We start from the raw sequence: 21,784 nt of genomic DNA on the forward strand, positions 1-21,784 counted from the left end.
CCGGAGACTACGCCTGAGGACCTGGGCTGGTCGCCCGGATTTACACTGCGGCTATGTCCACCACGCGGTTGCTCCTGCTCGGGGTCGTGCGGATCTTCCAGCCGGCCTACGGGTACCAGCTGCGCCGCGAGCTGCTCACCTGGAACGTGCAGGAGTGGGCGAACATCAACCCCGGCTCGATCTACACCGGGCTGCGGACACTGGCCAAACACGGCTACCTGCAGGAGCTCGAGGAGGGCCCTGGTCAGCGGCCCGGGCGTACGTCGTACAAGCTGACGGCCGACGGTGACACGGAGTACTTCACGCTGCTCCGCGAGATGCTCTGGACCGTGGACGGCTTCCACCCGGACCGGATGCAGGCAGCGCTCAGCTTCCTCTGGTCGCTGCGCCGCGACGAGGTGCTGGCCGCGCTCGAGGCGCGGATCGTCCAGCTCGAGCAGCGCAACAAGGCTCAGCCGTTCTCGGAGCGCCAGATCCTCGAGGACCCGGCAACCCCGAACCACGTGGTCGAGATGCTCCGCATCGTCGATGCCCGCGACCGCGGCGAGCTCGAGTGGACCAGGTCCTTCCGCGACCGGATCGCCGACGGCAGCTACGCCTTCGCCGGCGAACCGGCCGACTGGACGCCGTACCCGGGCATGATCACCCTCTGGGGCGAGATCCCCAGCCCGCCCGCCGACTGACCGCGCTCAGCCCGCTCCGGGCGGCGACCAATCAACGTTGACTATTCAAAGTTGATTAGTCAGACTTGCCCGCATGATGATCGAAGCGCGCGGACTAGTGCGTACTTTCAAGACCAAACGCGGCCCGGTGGAGGCCGTGCAGGGGGTAGATCTGGATGTCGCCGACGGGGAGATCGTCGGCTTCCTCGGGCCGAACGGGGCCGGCAAGACCACCACGATGCGGATGCTGGCGACCCTGATCAAGCCGACCGCCGGGACCGCGACCGTGGCCGGTTGCGACCTGGCCAAGGACCCAGTCGGGGTCCGCCGCGGCATCGGGTACGTGTCGCAGAGCGGCTCGACCCTGCCGGAGGCGATCGCCGGCGACGAGGTCGTCGACCACGCCCGGCTGTACGGCGTACCGAAGGCCAAGGCGGCCGCGGACGGTCAACGGCTGTTCGAGGAACTCGACCTGCCCGGCCTGTGGCGGCGGCAGTGCAAGACCCTGTCCGGCGGCCAGCGGCGCCGGCTCGACATCGTGATGGGGCTGATCCACGACCCGAAGTTGATCTTCCTGGACGAGCCGACCACCGGTCTCGACCCGCAGGCCCGGGCGAACCTGTGGCAGCACATCCGCGGTCTCCGCGACCGCGGTGCGACGATCTTCCTCACCACCCACTACCTGGACGAGGCGGACGCGCTCTGCGACCGGATCCTGGTCATCGACCACGGCAAGATCGTTGCCGCCGGCACCCCGGACACGCTGAAGCAGCAGGTCTCCGGCGACGCGGTCCGGCTCAGCCTCGCCGACGCCGACCAGGCGTCCGCGGTGACCAAGATCGTGCAGGAACTGGACGGCGCGACCGAGTTCGAGACCGACGGTGACGTGGTCGGTTTCCGGATCCCGCGCGGCGGTTCGGTGCTGCCCGGCCTGCTCCGCCAGATCGATGCCCAGGGCGTCGAGTTGGCCGGTGTCGAGGTGCACCGCCCGACTCTTGACGACGTGTTCCTGACCATGACCGGCCGCTCGCTGCGCGACGACGAGACCGCAGCCAAGCCGCAGACCGAGGAGGCCGTGGCATGACCGTCCTTCGTGAGACCTGGATCGTCTTCCATCGCTCGATGCGGCTGACCCTGCGCAACCCGATGTGGGCGATCCTGATGCTCAGCCAGCCGCTGATGTATCTGTTCCTGTTCGGCCCACTGCTGAAGCCGATCACCGCGCAGATCAGCCAGGGTGCGACCACCAACGCGTACCAGGTGTTCATCCCCGGCCTGATCGTCCAGCTCGGCATGTTCGGCGCGATGTTCGTCGGCTTCGGCCTGATCGCGGAGTACCGGGCCGGCGTGATCGAGGCCGACCGGGTGACCCCGGCCTCCCGGATATCCCTGATGGCAGGGCGCGTACTGCGGGATGTCGTCGTACTGGTCGTGCAGACGCTGGTGTTGCTGATCGCCGCGGTCCCGCTCGGTCTGCGGGCGCCGTGGGGCGGCGTACTGCTGTCGCTGGTGATCGTCGCCCTGCTCGGCGCCACGTTCGCCTCGCTGTCGTACTCGGTCGCGCTCATCACCAAGAGCGAGGACGCACTGGCCCCGTTGCTGAACGGGATCGCCATGCCGCTCCTGCTGCTGTCCGGCATCCTGCTGCCGATGCAGATCGGCCCGGAGTGGCTGCAGCGGTTGTCCGACATCAGCCCGCTCAAGCACGTGGTGAACGGGGTGCGGGCACTCTTCCGCGGCGACATCAGCAACAGCTCGTCGCTGTGGGGCCTGTTCTGGGTCGTCCTGCTCACGATCATCGGTCTGACCGTCGGCGCCCGGACCTTCCGGAAGGAATCCGCTTAGCCTCAATCCGTGGATCCTGGCAGCAGCGAGCAGGTGCTCGGCGGAGTGCGGCAGGATCCACGGATTGAGGCTTAGGTAAGGCGCTGTTCATCGGGGAGTCGCCGGGCCGGGTTAGCGTCCGGGCATGCGCTCGCCGATGGTCCGTGGGGTGGTCGGCTCCGTCGTAGTCGCCGTGGCGAGCCTGGTGACCTCGGTGGTGCCGCCCTCCTCGTGGGTGGCGTCGTTTCCGATCACCGGCGACCTGCGGGCCACTCTGCCCGGCCGGATGGTCGGACTGTCGTTCATGGTGGCCGGGCTCGGGCTGATGGCTTGGGCCTGGCTATCCGTGGGGCGGAAGGTCATGGCCGGGCTACGGCCTCCGGTACTGCGCATGGCGGCGTGCTGGAGTGTGCCGCTGCTCCTGATCCCGCCACTGTTCAGCCGGGACGCGTGGAGCTACGCCGCGCAGGGTGCCCTCGTTGCCGAGGGCTTCAACCCGTACGACGTGGGCCCTGGCGTCCTGTCCGGTCACATCGTCGAGGCCGTCGACCCGATGTGGTTGCAGACGCCGGCGCCGTACGGACCACTACCTCTCGCGTACGGCGGCCTGGTCGCGCGACTCACCATGGACCCGTACGTGCTGATGCTGGCGCACCGGCTGCTCGCCGTACTGGGCATCGTGCTGATCGCTTGGGCCGTGCCACGGCTGGCGACCGCGTGCCGGGTGGACCCGGTGTTCGCGACGTGGTTGGTGGTCGCCAACCCGGTGCTGATCACGCATGGCATTGGCGCCGCGCACAACGACGTACTGATGCTTGGACTGGCTTGTAGTGCGTTTGCTTTGGCTCTGATGGGTCGGTGGGGAACTGCGGCGGTTGTAGCTGGTGCAGCGGCTGCGGTGAAGCTGCCGGGTGGGCTGGTGGTGATCGCCATTGCCGCGGTGATGAGCCCGCTGGCTGGGCGGGCTCTTCGTTTCGCGAGTCTGGCAATCGCCGGTGCGGTGTCGGTGCTCACGCTGGTGACCATCGGTGAGCTGACTGGCGTGGGGTCAGGGTGGCTGGGTGCCCTCGACGTACCCGGGCTGGTCCGTTCACCCTTCTCGATCGCGAACCTGATCGGGATGGCCGCGTCCGGCGTACTCGGATGGCTGGGCGAGGACACCGCTGCCGACCAGGCGCTCCAGATCGTCCGGCTGGTCGGGATGATCGCGGCCGTCACGCTGATCGTCGTACTGAGCCTCAGGTCGTCCGTCCATCACGCCGCGCGGGCTGTGGGCATCGCCCTGCTCGCGGTGGTCGTCTTGGGGCCGAGCGCGCACGACTGGTACTTCCTGTGGTGCCTGCCGTTCCTGGCCGTCGCCCGCCCCGGCCGCCGGCTGACCACCACCATCACCGCGGTCAGCCTCATCTTCACCATCGCCGCCCCACTCAACTCCTCCCTCCGCGGCGCAACCATCCCCATCCTCACCACCACAGCCCTAGCCATCGCCACCATCGCCCCCCTCCTCAACCACCTGCGCACGCTCCATCCAGTGCGCAAGTCCAAGGCTGCGGTGCCGATTGAGGAGCCTGCCCGGGTTAGAGCTGCCTGAGTGCGGTTACCAGGGCCTCGGTGAGGGGGCGGTGGGTGGTTCTGGGGATGCGGGCTTCTACTACTGACAGGCCGGCGACGGTGGGGGTTAGGGCGGCTCGGAGGGCGTCGGGGGTTTCGGCGAGGGTGTAGGGGGTGTGCGTCGCGGCGCAGAGGGCCGACAGGTCGGTGTTGTGGGGGGTGCCGAAGATGCGCTCGAAGTGGGTGGCGTGGGTGGGGTCGCCCTGTTCGAGCGTGGAGAAGATGCCGCCGCCGTTGTCGTTGACGACGACGATGCGCAGGTCAGGGCGGGCCTCGTCCGGGCCGATGATCAGGCCGTTCGCGTCGTGCAGGAAGGCCAGGTCGCCGATCAACGCGTACGTCGGGCCGGCATTCGCCAACGCGGCGCCGACAGCCGTGGAGATGGTGCCGTCGATACCGGCCAGACCGCGGTTGGCGATGGTGCGGATCGGGACGACCGGGGCGAGGTCGAGGTCGCGGACCGGGTTCGAGGAGGCGACCACGAGCATGCCGTCGGCCCCGACCGCTTCGCCGACCATCGCCGCGATCCCCGGTCCGTTGAGGCCGTCGGCGAGCACCTTGTCGATCTCGGGGCGGGCCAACTGGTCCGCGTGCTGCCAGCGTTCCAGCCAGTCGGTGGTGTCGGGTCCTGTGACCTCCAGCCCGGTGATGACCGACGACGCACGCCGGGCCGGGTCCGGCCACAGCCCGGTCGGTGCGACCACTATCACCTCGACACCGGGCCGCGCGAGCAGCCTGGCGATCGGCCGCGACAGCGTCGGATGCCCGAACACCAGCACCCGCTCGATCTCGGCGGCCAAAGCGTTTGCCTGGAGCAACAACCGGTACGCCGAGATGACCGCAGGACCGGTCCGGGCCCGGCTGGACGGCTCGGCGAACAACGGCCACTGACCGGCTTCGGCAGCCAACCGCGCGGCCTGCGACGCCCCATCCCCCGCAACCACCACAGTCTTCGGCCCAGGTGCGACAGCGGACGGCTGACCAGCTGCGGCGTGCACAGCAGTCCAAGGCCCAGTACTACGACCATCCAGCGACTCAGGCCACTCCGACCCATCTGTAGGCACCAACGGCTCAGCCAACGGACAGTTGAGGTGCACCGGCCCAGGATCCGCCGACCGAGCTCCGACTGCGTTGGCCACGGCCCGTGCGACCTGCGAACGCCAGTACGCCACCTGCCCGACCTCACGGACCGGCGTACCCATCTCGTGGAACAGCCGCACCGCAGACCCGAACACCTTCAGCTGGTCCGTCGTCTGGTTGGCACCACTCCCCCGCAACGCCGGCGGCCGGTCCGCGCTCAGCACGATCAACGGCAGTCCGCTGTGCGACGCCTCCAACACGGCCGGGTGCAGGTTTGCCACCGCCGTACCGGACGTCGTCACCACCGGCACCGGCAATCCGGTCCCGCGGATCAACCCGATCGCCAGGAACCCCGCCGTACGCTCGTCGATCCGGACGTGCAACCGCAGCCGTCCGGCACGATCAGCAGCAGCCAGTGCCAACGCCAGCGGAGCGCTGCGCGAGCCCGGCGCCACCACGGCCTCCCGTACGCCGCAGCGGATCAGCTCGTCGACCACCACAGTCGCAAACGCCGTGGACGGGTTCATCCGGCACTCCTCTTCTGCACTCGGCTCATGCGCTCTTCCCACACCGCAGTCCTGGCTGCATCCGCCCGAGCCGCTTCCAGCAACACAGGATCTGGCTGCACCGATTTCACCGGCAGGAAGCCGTCCACCGGCAGCATGGGCTCAGCAACGACCTCACTGGTGAACATGGAGACAGTGGCGAGCCCACACGCATAAGGAAGCTCTGGAAGGGCAGCGGCCAACGCAACACCGGCAGCGATCCCTACCGAGGTCTCGAGCGCGGACGACACCACTACAGGCAATCCGATCTGCTCGGCGATCTCCAGGCACGCCCGGACTCCACCGATGGGCTGCACCTTCAGCACAGCGATATCCGCGGCTTCCAGCTTCCTCACCAGCAAAGGGTCCTCGGCCCGGCGGATCGACTCGTCCGCAGCCACGGGTACGTCGACCAGGCGCCGTACCGCGGCCAGATCCTCCACAGCCGCACAAGGCTGCTCGACGTACTCCAGGTCGAAGCGGGCCAACTGTCGGAGCGCCTGCACAGCCTCGTCGACGGACCACGCGCCGTTGGCATCGATCCGCACGCGGCCGGAGCCAATCGCGTCCCGCACCGCCTCCACACGTTCCAGGTCGTCCGCCAACGTCTGACCCGGCTCAGCCACCTTCACCTTGGCAGTGCCACACCCGGACGCCCTCACGATCTCGGCCGCCCGATCCGGCGTCACAGCAGGCACAGTGCAGTTCACCGGTACGGCGGTGCGCACCGGAGCCGGCCAGCCGTCGACAGCCGCCTCCCGCGCAGCCTGCAGCCAGGAGACACAGGTGGCGTCGTCGTAGTCCAGGAACGGGCTCCACTCGGCCCACCCCGCAGGCCCCTCGAAGAGCATGCCCTCGCGCACGGTAATCCCACGGAACTTGTTCTTCAGGCCGATCGAATACGTGATCACCGCACGCCCTCCAGCAGCCGCCGGCGATCCACCTTGCCTGAGGCAAGCATCGGCAGTGCGCTCATGGGGACCACCTCACGCGGCGCCCAGGTCCGCGGCAGCACCTCGGCCACGAAGTCCCGCAACTCGTCCCGTCCGGCGTCACCCACCACGAACGCGACGACCCGGCTCCCCCACTCCGCGTCCGGCACACCGAGCACGACCGCATCGGCGACGGCAGGGTGCTCGAGCAGTCGCGCCTGAACCGACGGCAGCGTCACGTTCACCCCACCAGAGATCACCACGTCGTCCAGCCGCCCGATCACCTGCAGCCGTCCGTCCACCAACTGCCCGCGGTCCTGGGTCCGGAACCACCCGTCCCGCAGCACCTCCGCGGTCAGCTCCGGCCGCAGCCGGTACCCGGAGAACAGCGTCGGCCCCTTGATCAGGATCCGCCCGTCGTCGAAGTCGATCGACGTCCCCACCAGCGGCTCACCGGCGTACACGCACCCACTGCCCGTCTCCGTCATCCCGTACGCCGGTATCGCGGTCACCCCGGCCTCCGCGGCCCGAGCCTTCAATCCTGGTGGAGTCGCAGCCCCGCCGATGATGATCGCGTCGAAGGAGCGCAACGCGTCCAGGTCGGTCTCCAGGTAGCGGGCCAGCTGGGTCGGCACCATCGCTGTGTAGCGCCGCGGCCCGGTCATGGACGCGGCAGCCGCACTGAAGCTTTCCCCCATCACTACCGGCGCCAGACCGGCCAGCACGGACCGCGTGAGGATCTGCAGCCCACCGACGAAGTACGGCTTCATCGGCAGCAGCCACTGCCCCGGTCCGCCGAGCCGGTCGTGCGTACTGGTGGCGGACGCGATCAGCGCGTCCCGCGACAACAGGACGCCCTTCGGCTCACCCGACGACCCAGATGTGGTCAGCACCACAGCACAGCCGTCCTCCAGCGGCTCGTCCGGTGCCGCCGCCTGCCGGACCCTGGCGGCATCCGCCGGATCGGGTGGCAAAGGGGCGAACGGTGTACCGCTGCCATCCAGTACGCCGGAGAGCGCAGACAGCACGGCATCCGGCGTACCGGGGACCAGGCGCAAGGTAGACATGTCAGCAACGAGCGTACGGCCCGGCCGCGGCGGTCCGACCCGCGGCTGACACAATCGATAGTCATGGCCACCCCTGCCCAGTGGATCGAAGGCGCACGCCCACGCACGCTGCCCGCCGCGATCGCTCCAGTCCTCGTCGGAACCGGTGCAGCCGCCTACCTGGACGGCTTCGTCTGGTGGAAGGCGCTGCTTGCCCTCGGTGTCGCCCTGGCCCTGCAGATCGGGGTCAACTACGCCAACGACTACAGCGACGGCATCCGCGGTACGGACGAGAACCGGGTCGGTCCACTGCGTCTGGTCGGCTCCAAGGTCGCCACTCCGGGACAGGTGAAGACCGCAGCCTTCACCTGCTTCGGTGTGGGCGCCGTACTCGGGATCATCCTGTGTGCGACGTCCAACTGGTGGCTGCTGATCGCGGGAGCGGCCTCACTGGTCGGTGCGTGGTTCTACACCGGCGGCAAGAAGCCGTACGGGTACAGGGCGCTCGGCGAGGTCAGCGTCTTCCTCTTCTTCGGGCTGGTCGCCGTACTGGGCACTACCTACGTGCAGGCCGAAACGCTCAGCTGGACGGCTGTTGCCGGCGCTGTAGCCATCGGCTCGATCGCCTGCGCGCTACTGGTGGCCAACAACCTGCGCGACATCCCCACCGACACCGTCACCGGCAAGCGCACCCTGGCCGTCGTACTGGGCGCTGCCCGGTCTCGCCAGCTGTACGCCGCCCTGATCGCCCTAGCCTTCATCCTCGCCATCATCTCGGCCCTCGCAACCCCATGGACCCTACTGGCCCTCATCGCCCTCCCCCTGGCCGCCAAGGCAGTCAAAGTGGTCGTCAGCGACGCAGTAGGCCCAGCCCTAATCCCCGTCCTCAAGGGCACCGGCCTAACCGAACTCACCTACGCCATCGGCCTGGCTGTGGGCCTGGCGATCGGCGGCTAGTTCTACCCCGCGGCGCGGGCCTGTCGCCCGTGTTTGCGGGCTTATCGCCCGCGGCTTGCGCTCCGTCCCGCGCGTCGTCAGCTCATCACACAGGCGATCGGGCATCCGCCCGCCATGTTGGGTAGCACGCTGGGGATTAAGTGTTCGGCTCGCGCCAGCGGCCAGTGGTGGCGAAGGTTTCGAGGGTAGCCAGGTATGGGGCGATGTCGATGCCATTGGTGCGGAGCCAGGCGTCGTCGTAGTAGGTGTTGCCGTAGCGCTCGCCACTGTCGCACAGCAGGGTGACGATGCTGCCGCGGACGCCCGTACGACGCATCTCCTCGGCCAACCGCAGGGAGCCCCACAGGTTCGTACCCGTGGAGCCGCCGACCAGGCGACCGGTGACTCGGGAGCAGAACCGCATCGCCGCGATCGAGGCGGCGTCCGGTACGGCGATCATCCGGTCGACCACGCCGAGGACGAACGACGGCTCCACCCGCGGCCGGCCGATTCCCTCGATCCGGGACGGGCGGCCGGTGGAGAAGTCGTCGTCACCGGCCTCGAACGCGGGGAAGAACGCCGAGTTCTCCGGGTCGACCACCGCGACCGAGGTGTCGAAGCGCTGGTAGCGGACGTAGCGGCCGATGGTCGCCGACGTGCCGCCGGTGCCGGCGCCGACCACGACCCAGGTCGGGATCGGGTGCTGCTCGAGCTTCAGTTGGCCGAAGATCGACTCGGCGATGTTGTTGTTACCACGCCAGTCGGTGGCCCGTTCGGCGTACGTGAACTGGTCCATGTAGTGGCCGCCGGTCTCCTCGGCCAGCCGCTTGGCCTCGCCGTAGATCTGACCGGACCGCTCGACGAAATGGCAGCGGCCGCCGTAGAACTCGATCAGCTCGACCTTCTCCGGGCTGGTCGAGCGCGGCATCACCGCGATGAACGGCAGGCCGAGCAGGCGGGCGAAGTACGCCTCGCTGACCGCGGTCGAGCCGCTGGACGCCTCGATCACGGTGGTGCCCTCGCGGATCCAGCCGTTGCACAGCGCGTAGAGGAACAGCGACCGGGCCAGCCGGTGCTTGAGCGAGCCGGTCGGGTGCACGGACTCGTCCTTCAGGTACAGGTCGACCCCGGTGAGTTCGGGCATCGGGAACACGTGCAGGTGGGTGTCCGCGCTCCGGTTCGCGTCGGCGTCCACGATCCGGATCGCCTCGGAGACCCAGGCCCGCGCCTTGTCGTCGCGCCGATCAACCTCACGACACACCGCGTCAACCTCACTCATGCGGGCCAGGCTAGATGGTAGGCACCCGATTTGAGTATTCCTACGCTCGGTCAGCGGACGCCGGGCCGGAACGATGAGATCCATGGTTCCCATGGGTCCGATCGAGTTCTCACCCGCCGAAGTAGCGATGATCCTCACCGTCCTGGCTCTGGTCGGCGTCTGCTCCGCCCTGCCCGCCACGATCCCGCTGGCCCTCGTCGGCCACCGCCGCGGAGTGCAGAACCCCGGCTGGAACGCGCTCTGGTATTGGCTGTGCGGCACGGTACTCACCGTGGTGCTCATGGGCGCTCTCATTCAGACCGGCCTCGGCTGGGCCGTCGTACCCCTCAGCTGGCTGCCCACCCTGCTGATCGCCTGGCTGCTCAAACCCCGGCATCCGCGACCCGGCGGCGAGCTAGGTTGGAGTGACATGACGTCTGGGCAGCAGGGGGAGCGATGAGCGAGCACGAAGAGCGGCCGACGCGGCACCGGGCCACGTTGACGGATATCAGTTCGCGGGCGTGGGAGCACCCGGCGGACCGCGGCGCACTGGTCGCGCTGCGGCAGCTGAAGGGCTTCGACTACGTCCTGCGGAAGCTGTCCGGGATGATCAACGAGCGGGCCTTCCGGCTGCAGTTCCTCGGCTCCGCGATCCGGGTCGACGAGCGGCAGTTCCCCACCATGCACCGCCTCTACACCGAGGCCGGTACGACGCTCGACGTACGCCAACTGCCCGAGCTGTACGTCACCAACAGCCCGATCTGGAACGCCGTCACCATCGGCATGGACAAGCCCTTCATCGTCGTCAACAGCGCCCTGCTGAAGGGCCTGGACGAGGAGGAGCTCCGGTTCATCCTCGGTCACGAGCTCGGCCACGCGCAGAGCGGCCACGCGCTCTACCAGTCCCTGCTGTTCTGGCTGATGCGGCTGACCGGCGCGGTGAACTGGCTGCCGATGGGTGCCCTCGGCATCCGCGCGATCATTGCCGCCCTGCACGAGTGGTCCCGCAAGGCCGAGCTCTCCGGCGACCGGGCCGGGCTGCTGGCCGTCCAGGACCCGGCGGTCGCGCTGCGGGTCCAGATGAAGCTGGCCAGCGGTGGTCAGCTCGGTGAGCTCGACACCACCGCGTTCCTGGCGCAGGGCACGGAGTACGAGAGCGCCGGCGACCTGCGGGACAGCGTGCTGAAGCTGCTGCTGCTCGAGGCGCAGTCGCACCCGCTGGCCGTCATCCGGGCGCACGAGCTGCGGCGCTGGGTGGACGACGGCGAGTACATGCAGATCGTCTCCGGCACCTACCCGAAGCGGGAGGACGACGCCAACGCCTCGATGTCGCAGGAGGCGAAGAACGCGGCCAAGTCCTACTCCGACGCCTTCGCCCGCTCCCAGGACCCACTCGCCAAGCTCATCCGCGACATGGGCGACGGCCTCGGCGGCGTCCGCGACTGGGTCTCGTCCAGGTTCCCCCCGCGCTGATCCGACGCACACACAGACAAACGAAGGGCCCGCTTCCCCCCTCCCGGGAAGCGGGCCCTTCGAGTTTGTGGTCAGCCCATGTGCACCGGGGCCTTGCCGTCGGAGGCAAGGTCCTTGTGCTTGATGGACAGGCCGACGATGGTGACGACCGCCGCGCCCAGCATCAGGAACGTGGACCAGAGGAACGCGCGGGTGAACCCGTGCGTGGTGGCCACCGCGGTGAACTGACCCTCCAGCTGCTTCAGCTGCTCCGGCGACGAACCGGACTCGGCCGCCTTCTGCAGGCCCGGGGCCAGCTCGGTGAACTTGTCCTTGATCGCGCTGGTGGAGATCGTGCCCAGCAGTGCCAGGCCGACCGCACCACCGATCTGCTGGACCGTGTTCAGCACCGCTGATCCAACTCCGGAATCCTCGTTCGCGACCCCGCTGACCGCGGTCAGCGTGAGCGGCACGAAGATCAGGCCCATCCCGAACGACAGCAGCAGGATGAACGGTAGCAGGTGGGTCAGGTACGACGAGTCCACCGCGAGCCGGCTGAATCCGAACATGCCACCGGCCACCAGCACGCCACCGGCACCGGAGATCCAGCGGGGGTCCATCTTCGCCACCAGCGACGAGGCGACCTGCGCCGCGGCCACGATGCCGACACTGAACGGCAGGAACGCGAAGCCGGTCTTCAGCGCGCTGTAACCCATGATGTTCTGCACGAAGATGCCGAGGAAGTAGAACATCGAGAACATCGCCGCACCGACGACCAGCATCACGAAGAAGCTGACTCCGCGGGTCCGGTTCGCGAGGATCCGGAACGGCATCAGCGCGTGCCGCGACCGGGCCTCGATGCCCAGGAAGACCGCCAGCAGGCCCAGGCCGCCGAGGATGAACAGCAGAGTAAGCGGGTCGCTCCAGCCGTCGGTGGCCGCGTGGGTCAGGCCGTAGACCAGCGAGGTCAGACCCAACGTTCCGGTGATCGCACCCGGCAGGTCGAACTTGCCGGTCTGGCGCTCCGACTCACCCAGGAAGCGGAACGCGAGCACCGCCACCAGCAGGCCGATCGGCGTGTTGATGAAGAAGGTCCAGCGCCAGTCCGCCTCGGTCAGCGCACCGCCGAGGATCAGGCCGACAGCCGCACCGGCGCCGGACATCGCGGCGTACACGCCCATGGCGCGGTTGCGTTCCTTGCCGGCCGGGAAGGTGGTGGTGATCAGCGCGAGTGCGTTCGGCGAGGCCGCCGCAGCCGCGACACCCTGCAGGATCCGGCTGGCCAGCAGCACGCCCTCGCTCTGGGCGATACCGCCGATGAACGAGGCCACACCGAACAGCACGACACCGAACACGAACACCTTGCGGCGGCCGAGGATGTCCCCGATCCGGCCGCCTAGCAGCAGCAGACCGCCGAAGGCCAGCGCGTAGGCGTTGACCACCCACGGCAGCGTGGCGTTGCTGAAGCCGAGATCGGTCTGGATGTGCGGCAACGCGATGTTGACGATGGTGCCGTCCAGCACCACCATCAGCTGCGCCATGCTGATCAGCGCGAGCGCGATGCCGAGATTGCGGTGGCCGTGACCGGCCCCTGCATCGGATGCAGCGGCCACCGAGTCGACCGGCCGGTGCTCCGGCGGATCGGCCTTGACGACGTCTTCGGACATGAATATTCCCCTCTTGGGCGTAACTGCGTTTGGTTACGAGCCGACCGACCCCTCACAGCGGTCAGCTCGCCTGCGACCCCCGCGCCGCAGGCAGAATCACGTTGTCGATAACTCGGAGGACCAGGTCGTCGGTGGCCGGGACGCCGAGGATGTACGCGTGGTGCACGATGACCGCCGGCAACGTCACCGACAGCAGCTCCACATCGACGTCCGGCGCGATCTCGCCGCGGGCGACGGCGCGCTGGTAGACCTTCCTGGTCAGGTCCAGCCGGGGCGCCAGGAAGCGCTCCTGGAACGCCGTCTGCAGCTCCGGATCCCGGTGCAACGCGGTGACCAGGCCGGCGATCACCGACATCGGCATCTCGGCGGTGAAGCCGCCGTCGCCGCACGACATCGAGATCAGGTCACCGCGCAGGCTGCCGGTGTCGACGTCCTCCGGCACCGGGCAACCCTTGGCCCGGCTGATCGCGTCGACGACCAGGTCGGCCTTGGTGGTCCAGCGCCGGTACAGCGTCGCCTTGCTGGCCTTGGCAGCCGTCGCCACCGCGTCCATGGTCAGCCGGTCGTACCCCAACTCGGCCACCACAGCCACGGTCGCGTCGAGGATCTCCTCCTCGCGACCACCCTCGACCCGAGGTCGATGCCGAACGCTTGCTGACTCCACCACTCATCACCCTGCGTAAACATGTTGTCACCGATAGAACGAAACGGTTTCGTTTCATCGATCACTCTACGACTCATGTGAAGGCATGCACAAAGGATTTTGGCAGGATTCTTCGAGTGGCGTAGGTCACTCTCCGTACCAGTCGACGACTGGTACGCCGCCACCAGACGGGACCGTGAACATGAACTGGTGGGCCTGGACGGGTTATTGCCTGTCCGAGCCCACCAGGAGGTGTTCCAGCCCTCGACGGCTACCCGTCGGCGGACTGCCGCGCGTCAGTCGTCGTCTTCGGCGCTGCGGGCCTGCTCGATGCGCCGGGACATCTTCTCCGCGCGCTGCTCGATCTTGCCGGCCAGGCGGTCGCGGGCGGCGCGGAGGACGAAGATCGACAGGATGGAGGAGACGATCAGGGCCAGCAGCAACAACGGGAAGGCGGTCAGCCAGTTGTTCAGGGCGAACCACAGCACGGCGAAGCAGGCGGCGAACAGGGCCGCCCGCAGGCCGGTGTAGATCGCGAACTCCTTCATCTCACACCCCAGCGTAGGAGTGCAGACCGGAGACCAACAGGTTCACTCCGACGAAATTGAAGATGAAGACGAACCAGCCGACGATCGCGATCGTCGCGGCCCGGCGACCACGCCAGCCCGCCGTCGCCCGCGCGTGCAGGTAGGCGGCGTACACCACCCAGGTGACCAGCGACCAGACTTCCTTCGGGTCCCAGCCCCAGTAACGGCCCCAGGCGTACTCGGCCCAGATCGGCCCGGCCACCAGGACGCCGAACGTCCAGAGTGGGAAGGCGAACGCCAGCACCTTGTACGCCGTACCGTCCATCGCCTCGGCACTCGGCAGCCGCCGCAGCGAGGCGGACATGGTCCCACCGGCCAGCACCCGCCGCTCGGCCCGAGCCTTGATCAGATAGAGCACCGACACCAGTCCACCAACCGTGAACGCACCACCGGAGATCGCGGCCGCAGACACGTGGATGACAAGCCAGTACGAGTGCAGTGCCGGCACGAGCGGCCCGGCCGGGGTGTAGAGCGCGAGAGTCGCGAGACCCAGTACTGCGGCCACCACCAGCGTGACGCCGAGACCCAGCCACTGCAGGCGGTAGCGGTGCACGAAGAGCAGGTAGACCGCGGCGACCGCGAGCGACGCCGTGATCGAGAACTCGTACATGTTGCCCCACGGCACCCGATCGGCCGCGAGACCACGAGTGACCACCCCGCCCAGGTGCAGCACGAACGCCAGCCAGGTCAGCAGCAGCCCGATGCGGCTGGCCGCCTCCATCCGCTCCGTCCGGCTCTCGCCACCATCGTCAGCGACGCTGTCGGCAGACCCACTCGAGACCTGCTCGGAGCCCTCGGCCGCGACCAGCACCTCGACCTTCTCCTCGACTGAAGCAGTGGCGGCCTTGGTCGACACAGTCCGGCCCACGGCCCATTCGAGCGCGTGCGACACCATCGCCAGTGCGTAGATGACAGTGGCAGTCGGGACCAACAGGTTGGAGACTTGCGCGAAGGTCTCCGGGCTCATGGCTGCTCCTGCTTACTCGATGGAACTGGTCTCAGGCTGTCGGTGATGGCCTGGAGTTCGTCGCCGAGGCCACGCTCGGGTCCGCGGTCCAGGCCCGCGACCTCGACCACGGTACGCCCGTCCTCGGTCCGGACGCGCACCCAGGTACGGCGGGGATGCACGAACAGTGATCCCATCAGCCCGAGGATCGCGAGCAGAATGCCGGCCAGGGCGAGGTCCGTGCCCGGGGTGTGGCTGACCTGCAGCTTCACCCAGCGGCTGTACCCGTCGAAGGTGATCGAGCCCATCTTGTCCGGCAACGTGGTGGTCTGCCCCGGCGCCATCTGGAACCGCAGCTTGTCGCCGTCCTTCTCGAACTGGGTCAGCTTCGACTTGTCCAGTTGGTACACCGACTCCGGCTTCCCGGTCTCCGGCTGCGGCCGGCCGTAGTACGCCGTCATCACCAGCTCGGGGTTCAGGTCGTCCGGGAACACCGAGACCGGACCACGCTGGTCGATCACCGCGGTCGGCAGGAAGAACCCTTCGAAGCCGAGCTGGGCCGGCCGGGCGTCCGGTGCCTTGATCACACCGAACGACGAGAAGTTGCCGTCCTGCGGCAGGAACGGGGCCGGACCGGAGAACGCGATCTTCCCGTCCCCGTCCCGCACCGTCACCTTCGGCGCGTAGCCGTGGCCGAGCAGGTAGACGCTGCTTCCGTCCAGCTTGAGTGGGTGGTTCACCCTCAGGTCGTACGACTCCTCCGGCGCGTCCGGCGACTCCTGGTAGGTCAGCTGCGCGTTGAACTCGCGGGCCGCGCCGCGTTGCGGGCCGTCCTCCTGGAACTTCACCTGGAAGTCCTTCACCGTCAGCGAGAACGGCGGCAGGTTGTCCTCACTGAACACCCGGCCCGGCACGAAGTCGTCGTACTGCGCCAGCGAGTTGGAGAAACCGTTGCCCACGACAACCAGTACGGTGCCGCGGTAGCCGAACAGCGAACCCCAGGCGACGCCGATCAGCGCCAGGATCAGGGAGAAGTGGAAGAGCAGGTTGCCGGCCTCACGCAGGTAACCGCGCTCCGCTCCGATCGCACCGTCGTACGCCTCGACCCGGAAGCGGCGCTTGCGAAGCTCGCGGGTGGCGCGCTCGAGCATGTCGCCGGACTCGTCGACGGTGAAGCTCTGGTAGCCGGGCAGCCGGTTCAGGTTGCGCGGCGGCTTCGGCGGCCGGGCCCGGACGGCCTTCAGGTACACGCCGAGCCGGGGCACCACACACCCGATCAGGGAGATGAACAGCAGCAGGTAGATGGCCGAGAACCAGGCCGACTTGTAGACGTCGAACAGCCCGAGCTTGTCGTAGATCGGCCCGAGTGTCTTGTGCGCCTCGAGGTAGTCCGCCACCTTGATCGGGTCGATCGCGGTCTGCGGGATGAGCGATCCCGGGACGGCGCCCAACGCCAGCAGAAGGAGCAGCACCAGGGCCGTCTTCATCGACGTCAACTGACGCCAGGTCCAGCGCAGCCACCCGACCAGGCCCAGCGCCGGCGGCTCGTTGGGCGGCTCCGGCGGCGCGGCGGCGCGATCCTTGACCTCGGTCATCTCACACCGCCGACCCGAAGTTGCTGACCCACTGCCTGAGGTCGGCGGTCATCGAATCCCACACTCCCGTCAGCAGCAGCAGTCCCACCGCGATCATCAGTACGCCGCCGATCCGGATCACCAGCAACTGGTGGGCCCGGACCCACGCCACCGCGCCCAGCATCCGCCGGAACGCCAGCGCCGCGATGATGAACGGAATACCCAGCCCGAGGCTGAACACCAAGGCCAGCGTCGCACCCCGCCCGGTGCTGCCCTCGGTCGCGGCCAGGGTCATCACTGTCCCGAGCGTCGGCCCGATACACGGCGTCCAGCCGAACCCGAACAGTACGCCGAGCAACGGCGCCGCCGCGATCCCGACGGCCGGCACCCGGTGCACCCGCAGATCCTTCTGCAGGAACCCGAACCCGCCGAGGAACACCAGACCCAGTACGACGGTCGCCGCACCGAGCACCCGGGTGATCACAGTCTGGTGCTCGAGCAGCGCATCACCGGCGGCCCCGAAGACGACGCCGGTGAGGATGAACACGGCCGAGAACCCGGCGACGAACAACGCGGTCCCGGCCAGCATCCGCCCACGCCGTTCCGACCCGAGCTCGGCCGCGGACAGCCCGGTGACGTAGGACAGATAGCCAGGCAGCAGTGGTACGACGCACGGCGAGAAGAACGAGATCGCACCGGCCAGCACCGCGATCGGCAGTGCCACCAGCATCGAGCCCGTCATCGACTCCGCGAACCACTCACCCATCGGCTATCAGCCCGCGTCCTTCACCATTCCGAGCAGCGTCTGCTTGGTCACGGGCCCGAGGACCCGGGACGCGACCTTGCCGTCCTTGTCGATCACCAGCGTGGACGGGATCGAACTGGCCGAGATCTTCTGACCGCGGAACTTCAGCAGCAGCTTGCCCTGCGGGTCGTAGACGCTCGGGTACGGGATCTTGAACACCTCGACGAACCTCTTCGGCGCCGCCGTGTCCAGGTCGCGGGTGTTCAGCCCGATGAACTGCACCGACGAGCCGAGCTCGGTGGCCGCCTCGCCGAACGCGGGCGCCTCCTCCCGGCACGGCCCGCACCACGATCCCCACACGTTCAGTACGACGACCTTGCCGGCCGCGTCGGCCAGCTTCCACGGCTTGCCGTCCAGTGTCGTACCGCCGAAGTCGGGCGCCGCCGTGCGCTCACCCGGTGGGAACGACGCCACCCGGCCGTTGCCGCTGACGAAGCCGGTCTGCCCCTGCCGGCTCTCCGACGCCTGCTGGCCCGAGCTGCAGGCCGTCGCCGCCAGCAACAGTGCGGCGACGGCGAACGTCGTACGACGGAAGGACATCACGCGCCGCCGACGAACTTCTTCGTGTTCTTGACCGGCAACAGGTCCTTGGCCGGCTCGGCGTACCCGACCGAGACGATCGACTCGCCGTGGAAGGTGAACGAGGTCAGGCTGGCCAGACTGCACTGCCGCTTGCGCGGGTCGTGCGGGAGCCGGCGGCCCTCGATCGCGGACCGGACGATCCAGATCGGTAGCTGGTGCGACACGATCAGTGCCTCGTGCCCGGCCGCCTTCTGCCGGGCGGTCTCGATCGCGTCCCGCATCCGGCGGACGAGCTGCTGGTACGGCTCACCCCAGGACGGCTTGATCGGGTTGCGCAGCAACCACCAGGCGCTCGGATTCCTCAGCGCGCCGTCGCCGACGCCGAACTTCTTGCCCTCGAACAGGTTCGCCGCCTCGATCACCCGCTCGTCGATATCCGGGGTCAGCCCGAACACCTTGGCGATCGGTTCCATCGTCTCCTGGGCCCGCTCCAGCGGCGAGCTGACCAGGTGGACGATGTCGCGGCCCTTCACGTGCTCGGCCACTCGTTCCGCCATGGTGCGGCCGAGCTCGGACAGGTGGAAGTCGGGGATCCGGCCGTAGAGCACCCCGGTCGGGTTGTGCACCTCGCCGTGACGCATCAGGTGCACGACCGTCGTTTCGGTCACCGCTGCCCTTTCCATCAGTTCGATACAGTCGTTCAGTTCTGTACTGCGGCTGCCGCGCGGGCGGCCGGAGCCAGGGCGGACTCGAGCTCGGCCAGCGCGTCGTCGTCGATGGCGCTACTGACGAACCAGGCCTCGAACGCACTTGGCGGCAGGTAGACGCCGGCGTCCAGCATGGCATGGAAGAACGCCGCGAACCGGGGCAGCACCTGGGCATTCGCACCGGCGAAGTCCCGGATCTCGGCAGGTCCCTCCGAGGACTCCACGAAGAAGACGCTGAAGAGGTTCCCGGCCGCCTGGATGACGTGCGGCACACCTTCCTTGTCCAGCGCGGTGGCGACCAACCGCTGGATGGTCGCCGAGGTCTCGTCGAGCCTGGCGTAGACCTCGTCGGTTGCCAGCCGCAACGTGGTCAGACCGGCCGCGGTGGCGACCGGGTTCCCGGACAGCGTGCCCGCCTGGTAGACGGAGCCCTCCGGTGCCAGGTGAGCCATCACGTCGGCCCGCCCGCCGAACGCAGCCGCCGGGAAACCACCGCCCATCACCTTGCCGAACGTCATCAGATCCGGCTGTACGCCGTCCACGCCGTACCAGCCGGAGCGGGTGATCCGGAAGCCGGTCATGACCTCGTCGCTGATGAACAGCGCACCGTTGTCCTTACACACCTTGGCCAGGAAGGCGTTGAAGTTGTCCCGCGGCGGTACGACGCCCATGTTGCCCGGCGACGCCTCGGTGATCACGGCCGCGATCTGGTCGCCGTACTCGGCGAAGGCGGCGGTGACGGCGGGCTGGTCGTTGTACGGCAGCACGATCGTGTCGGCCGTGGTGGCCTCGGTGACGCCCGGCGTACCAGGAATGCCGAGGGTGATGACGCCGGAACCGGCCTGGGCCAGCAGTGCGTCCACGTGGCCGTGGTAGCAGCCGGCGAACTTGATGATCTTGGCGCGACCGGTGAATCCGCGGGCCAGCCGGAGCGCGGACATGGTCGCCTCGGTCCCGGACGACACCAGCCGGACCTTGTCCACCGGTGTCCGGTCGACGATCTCCTCACCGAGCAGTACCTCGGTCTCGGTCGGAGTCCCGTACGACGTACCGCGGGAGACCGCGGCCTGGACGGCGGCGGTCACCTCCGGATGGGCGTGGCCGAGCAGCATCGGCCCCCAGGAGCAGACCAGGTCGAGATAGCGATTGCCATCGACGTCGGTGATGTGACATCGGTCACCCGATGCCATGAAACGCGGCACGCCGCCGACGGCGCGGAACGCACGCACGGGAGAGTTGACCCCGCCCGGGGTGACTGCGGAGGCCCTGTCGAAGAGCGCGGCGGACTGTTCTGTGTGGTCGGGCACGGCCGCCATTCTCCCCGACCGGCCAGCCGGTCGGACCGGCGGGCAGGGCCAACCGGCTCCGACGGACTTGCGATCAGGGGTTCACAGGTACGTTGTTACGCGCCAGTATGGGTACCCGGTGACTGCTCGTACACGGTCTCGTCCGGCGCGTAACCCACGCACGGGGCGGACGTTAGACCAATAACGACGGCGACCGATCAGACGAAATGACGTGTCCGCAGCGTGGGGCCGGGCAGGTCGATGAGTCACGGAGGGGATCATCGATGGCGAAGGGCAAGCGCCGCGCCACGGGTAACGGATGGCGTCAGGTGGCGCCGTTGATCCCGTTGGCGTTGTTCGCTAGCGCGTTCACCGTCAGCGCCACGGACGATCCGGCAGTTGCCACCGCCTCGCTGGAGCAGGGACTGTCCGGCAAGGATCCGGTCGTCGTACCCGCCAAACCGATCACCGCGCCGGCCAACGTGCCGGTGCCGGGTGTGGTCGGCCACGGTGTCGACCCCGGCGAGCAGCCGACCCAGGTCGTCTCCGGCCTGTCCCGGAACGGGATCCCGACCCTGGCTCTGAAGGCGTACTCCCGGGCCCAGCAGGTAATGGCCCAGGTCGACCAGGCCTGCAACCTGCCGTGGACGCTGGTGGCCGCGATCGGCCGGGTCGAGTCGAACCACGGCCGCTTCGGCGGGAACGCGCTGAACTCCCAGGGCGTCGCCGTCCCGGGCATCTTCGGCCCCCGGCTGGACGGCGTCAGTACGGCGCGGATCACCGACACCGACGCGGGTGCGTTCGACGGTGACGGCGCCTTCGACCGCGCGGTCGGCCCGATGCAGTTCATCCCGGGCACCTGGCGGTCGATGGCTGTGGACGGCGACGGCGACGGTGTGCGCAACCCGCAGGACATCGACGATGCGGCGATGGCGACCGCGGTCTACCTGTGCTCCGGCAAGACCGACCTGTCCAAGGCGAGCGATCTGAACTCGGCCGTCCTGCGCTACAACCACTCCCAGCAGTACGCCGACCTGGTGCTGAGCATCGCCAAGGCGTACGCCGGCGGCAGCTGGATCGCGGTCGGCAACGGGACCGAGGACGACGACCAGGGCATCGACCGGGCAGGCGACCAGATCGGTGACGAGCTCATCGACGCCCCGGCCGACGACAACCTGCCGCAGGCGGTGGACAACCCGACCTACCCGTCCACGGTGAAGCCGACGCCGTCGACCAGCGGCAAGCCGAGCACGGATCCGACCAGCCCGCCGTCGACCACCAAGCCGACGACGAAGCCGACCACCAAGCCGTCGACGGACGACCCGACCGTCCCGACACCGAAGCCGCCCAAGCCGACGACGCCGAGCGCGCCGGGTCTGGCGACCCTGCAGACCGCCGCCGGCCTGATCGTCGGCACGGTCGGCAGCACGGTGACCGAGCTGACCAAGGCGACGCAGTACTGCCAGGCCGAGATGGCGAAGGTGACCATCACCAAGCCGTCGCAGGAGCAGCTGCAGAAGTGCGTCACGGCCTACCAGACCGGCGGCACCAAGGCCGTCGACCAGGTCATCCGCAACCTGCTGTCCCTGCTCGGGCTGCTGGGCATCCTCGGTGGAGGCCTGGGCGGAAGCTGACCTACTGACCGGCGCGCCTGCCCCCACCCCTCCCTGGGCGCGCCTCTGGCGACGCCACGGAGCACCT

At 68.5% G+C, this 21,784-nt stretch carries 21 protein-coding genes; 8 read left to right on the forward strand and 13 right to left on the reverse strand.

Annotated elements, in window-relative coordinates:
• Positions 1-53 precede the first annotated feature (53 nt).
• From EV652_RS15635 to mptB, 4 genes are all read left to right on the forward strand, one after another.
• Positions 54-683 carry a PadR family transcriptional regulator gene (locus EV652_RS15635; protein ID WP_132209857.1) on the forward strand — a complete coding sequence of 210 codons (630 nt, stop codon included), beginning with the start codon at positions 54-56 and terminating at the stop codon, positions 681-683.
• 73 nt (positions 684-756) lie between these two features.
• Complete coding sequence (locus tag EV652_RS15640) at positions 757-1,746, forward strand: ATP-binding cassette domain-containing protein (protein WP_132209858.1); 990 nt, start codon at positions 757-759, stop codon at positions 1,744-1,746.
• On the forward strand, positions 1,743-2,507 hold the full coding sequence (locus EV652_RS15645) for an ABC transporter permease (protein ID WP_132209859.1): 765 nt from the start codon (positions 1,743-1,745) through the stop codon (positions 2,505-2,507). Before EV652_RS15640 ends, EV652_RS15645 begins: the two co-directional genes overlap by 4 nt.
• Positions 2,508-2,631: 124 nt before the next feature.
• Positions 2,632-4,077 (forward strand): polyprenol phosphomannose-dependent alpha 1,6 mannosyltransferase MptB, encoded by a 1,446-nt coding sequence (gene mptB / locus EV652_RS15650; protein ID WP_132209860.1) that lies wholly within the window; start codon positions 2,632-2,634, stop codon positions 4,075-4,077.
• On the opposite strand, the gene menD is transcribed toward mptB, so the two are convergent.
• From menD to menE, 3 genes are read right to left on the reverse strand one after another with little or no spacing between them, the layout of a single operon-like run.
• Positions 4,064-5,704, reverse strand: a complete 1,641-nt coding sequence (gene menD, locus EV652_RS15655) for a 2-succinyl-5-enolpyruvyl-6-hydroxy-3-cyclohexene-1-carboxylic-acid synthase (RefSeq protein WP_132209861.1) — start codon at positions 5,702-5,704, stop codon at positions 4,064-4,066. The genes mptB and menD overlap by 14 nt on opposite strands.
• Positions 5,701-6,633 (reverse strand): o-succinylbenzoate synthase, encoded by a 933-nt coding sequence (locus EV652_RS15660; protein WP_132209862.1) that lies wholly within the window; start codon positions 6,631-6,633, stop codon positions 5,701-5,703. Before EV652_RS15660 ends, menD begins: the two co-directional genes overlap by 4 nt.
• Entirely contained in the window at positions 6,630-7,721 is a 1,092-nt protein-coding gene (gene menE / locus EV652_RS15665) for an o-succinylbenzoate--CoA ligase (RefSeq protein WP_132209863.1), read from the reverse strand. Before menE ends, EV652_RS15660 begins: the two co-directional genes overlap by 4 nt.
• Positions 7,722-7,784: 63 nt before the next feature.
• Between menE and EV652_RS15670 the strand changes: the two genes are divergently transcribed.
• Entirely contained in the window at positions 7,785-8,657 is an 873-nt protein-coding gene (locus EV652_RS15670) for a 1,4-dihydroxy-2-naphthoate polyprenyltransferase (RefSeq protein WP_132209864.1), read from the forward strand.
• Between the two features lie 136 nt (positions 8,658-8,793).
• Here EV652_RS15670 and cds1 read toward each other — a convergent pair whose 3' ends face one another.
• The gene (gene cds1, locus EV652_RS15675) at positions 8,794-9,915 is read right to left on the reverse strand and encodes an L-cysteine desulfhydrase Cds1 (RefSeq protein ID WP_132209865.1); all 1,122 of its coding nucleotides are present in this window, start codon (positions 9,913-9,915) and stop codon (positions 8,794-8,796) included.
• 82 nt (positions 9,916-9,997) lie between these two features.
• Between cds1 and EV652_RS15680 the strand changes: the two genes are divergently transcribed.
• Positions 9,998-10,354, forward strand: coding sequence for a hypothetical protein (locus EV652_RS15680; protein WP_132209866.1), 357 nt, complete (start codon positions 9,998-10,000; stop codon positions 10,352-10,354).
• Entirely contained in the window at positions 10,351-11,367 is a 1,017-nt protein-coding gene (locus EV652_RS15685; RefSeq protein ID WP_132209867.1) for a M48 family metallopeptidase, read from the forward strand. Before EV652_RS15680 ends, EV652_RS15685 begins: the two co-directional genes overlap by 4 nt.
• A gap of 71 nt (positions 11,368-11,438) precedes the next feature.
• On the opposite strand, the gene EV652_RS15690 is transcribed toward EV652_RS15685, so the two are convergent.
• The 9 genes from EV652_RS15690 to hemL form a co-directional block, all read right to left on the reverse strand.
• Positions 11,439-13,013 (reverse strand): MFS transporter, encoded by a 1,575-nt coding sequence (locus EV652_RS15690; protein WP_132209868.1) that lies wholly within the window; start codon positions 13,011-13,013, stop codon positions 11,439-11,441.
• Positions 13,014-13,074: 61 nt separating this feature from the next.
• A complete protein-coding gene (locus EV652_RS15695) occupies positions 13,075-13,677 on the reverse strand; it encodes a TetR-like C-terminal domain-containing protein (protein ID WP_242001794.1) in 603 nt (200 codons plus the stop codon).
• A gap of 275 nt (positions 13,678-13,952) precedes the next feature.
• Entirely contained in the window at positions 13,953-14,204 is a 252-nt protein-coding gene (locus EV652_RS15700) for a DUF4229 domain-containing protein (RefSeq protein ID WP_132209870.1), read from the reverse strand.
• Between the two features lies 1 nt (position 14,205).
• Complete coding sequence (ccsB, locus tag EV652_RS15705) at positions 14,206-15,210, reverse strand: c-type cytochrome biogenesis protein CcsB (RefSeq protein ID WP_132209871.1); 1,005 nt, start codon at positions 15,208-15,210, stop codon at positions 14,206-14,208.
• Positions 15,207-16,784: a cytochrome c biogenesis protein ResB gene (gene resB / locus EV652_RS15710; RefSeq protein WP_132209872.1), complete on the reverse strand. Its 1,578-nt coding sequence runs from the start codon at positions 16,782-16,784 to the stop codon at positions 15,207-15,209. Before resB ends, ccsB begins: the two co-directional genes overlap by 4 nt.
• A gap of 1 nt (position 16,785) precedes the next feature.
• Positions 16,786-17,529 (reverse strand): cytochrome c biogenesis CcdA family protein, encoded by a 744-nt coding sequence (locus EV652_RS15715; protein WP_132209873.1) that lies wholly within the window; start codon positions 17,527-17,529, stop codon positions 16,786-16,788.
• A 6-nt stretch (positions 17,530-17,535) separates the two neighbouring features.
• Positions 17,536-18,108, reverse strand: a complete 573-nt coding sequence (locus tag EV652_RS15720; protein ID WP_132210224.1) for a TlpA family protein disulfide reductase — start codon at positions 18,106-18,108, stop codon at positions 17,536-17,538.
• Entirely contained in the window at positions 18,108-18,773 is a 666-nt protein-coding gene (locus EV652_RS15725) for a histidine phosphatase family protein (RefSeq protein WP_199238208.1), read from the reverse strand. The genes EV652_RS15720 and EV652_RS15725 overlap by 1 nt, the downstream gene beginning before the upstream one ends.
• Before the next feature lie 17 nt (positions 18,774-18,790).
• Positions 18,791-20,113, reverse strand: a complete 1,323-nt coding sequence (gene hemL / locus EV652_RS15730) for a glutamate-1-semialdehyde 2,1-aminomutase (protein WP_132209875.1) — start codon at positions 20,111-20,113, stop codon at positions 18,791-18,793.
• A 254-nt stretch (positions 20,114-20,367) separates the two neighbouring features.
• Here hemL and EV652_RS15735 point away from each other — a divergent pair, with 254 nt between their 5' ends.
• Complete coding sequence (locus EV652_RS15735) at positions 20,368-21,717, forward strand: lytic transglycosylase domain-containing protein (RefSeq protein ID WP_132209876.1); 1,350 nt, start codon at positions 20,368-20,370, stop codon at positions 21,715-21,717.
• Positions 21,718-21,784: the final 67 nt, after the last annotated feature.

It is taken from the genome of Kribbella steppae (assembly GCF_004342025.1).
Lineage (GTDB): Bacteria > Actinomycetota > Actinomycetes > Propionibacteriales > Kribbellaceae > Kribbella > Kribbella steppae.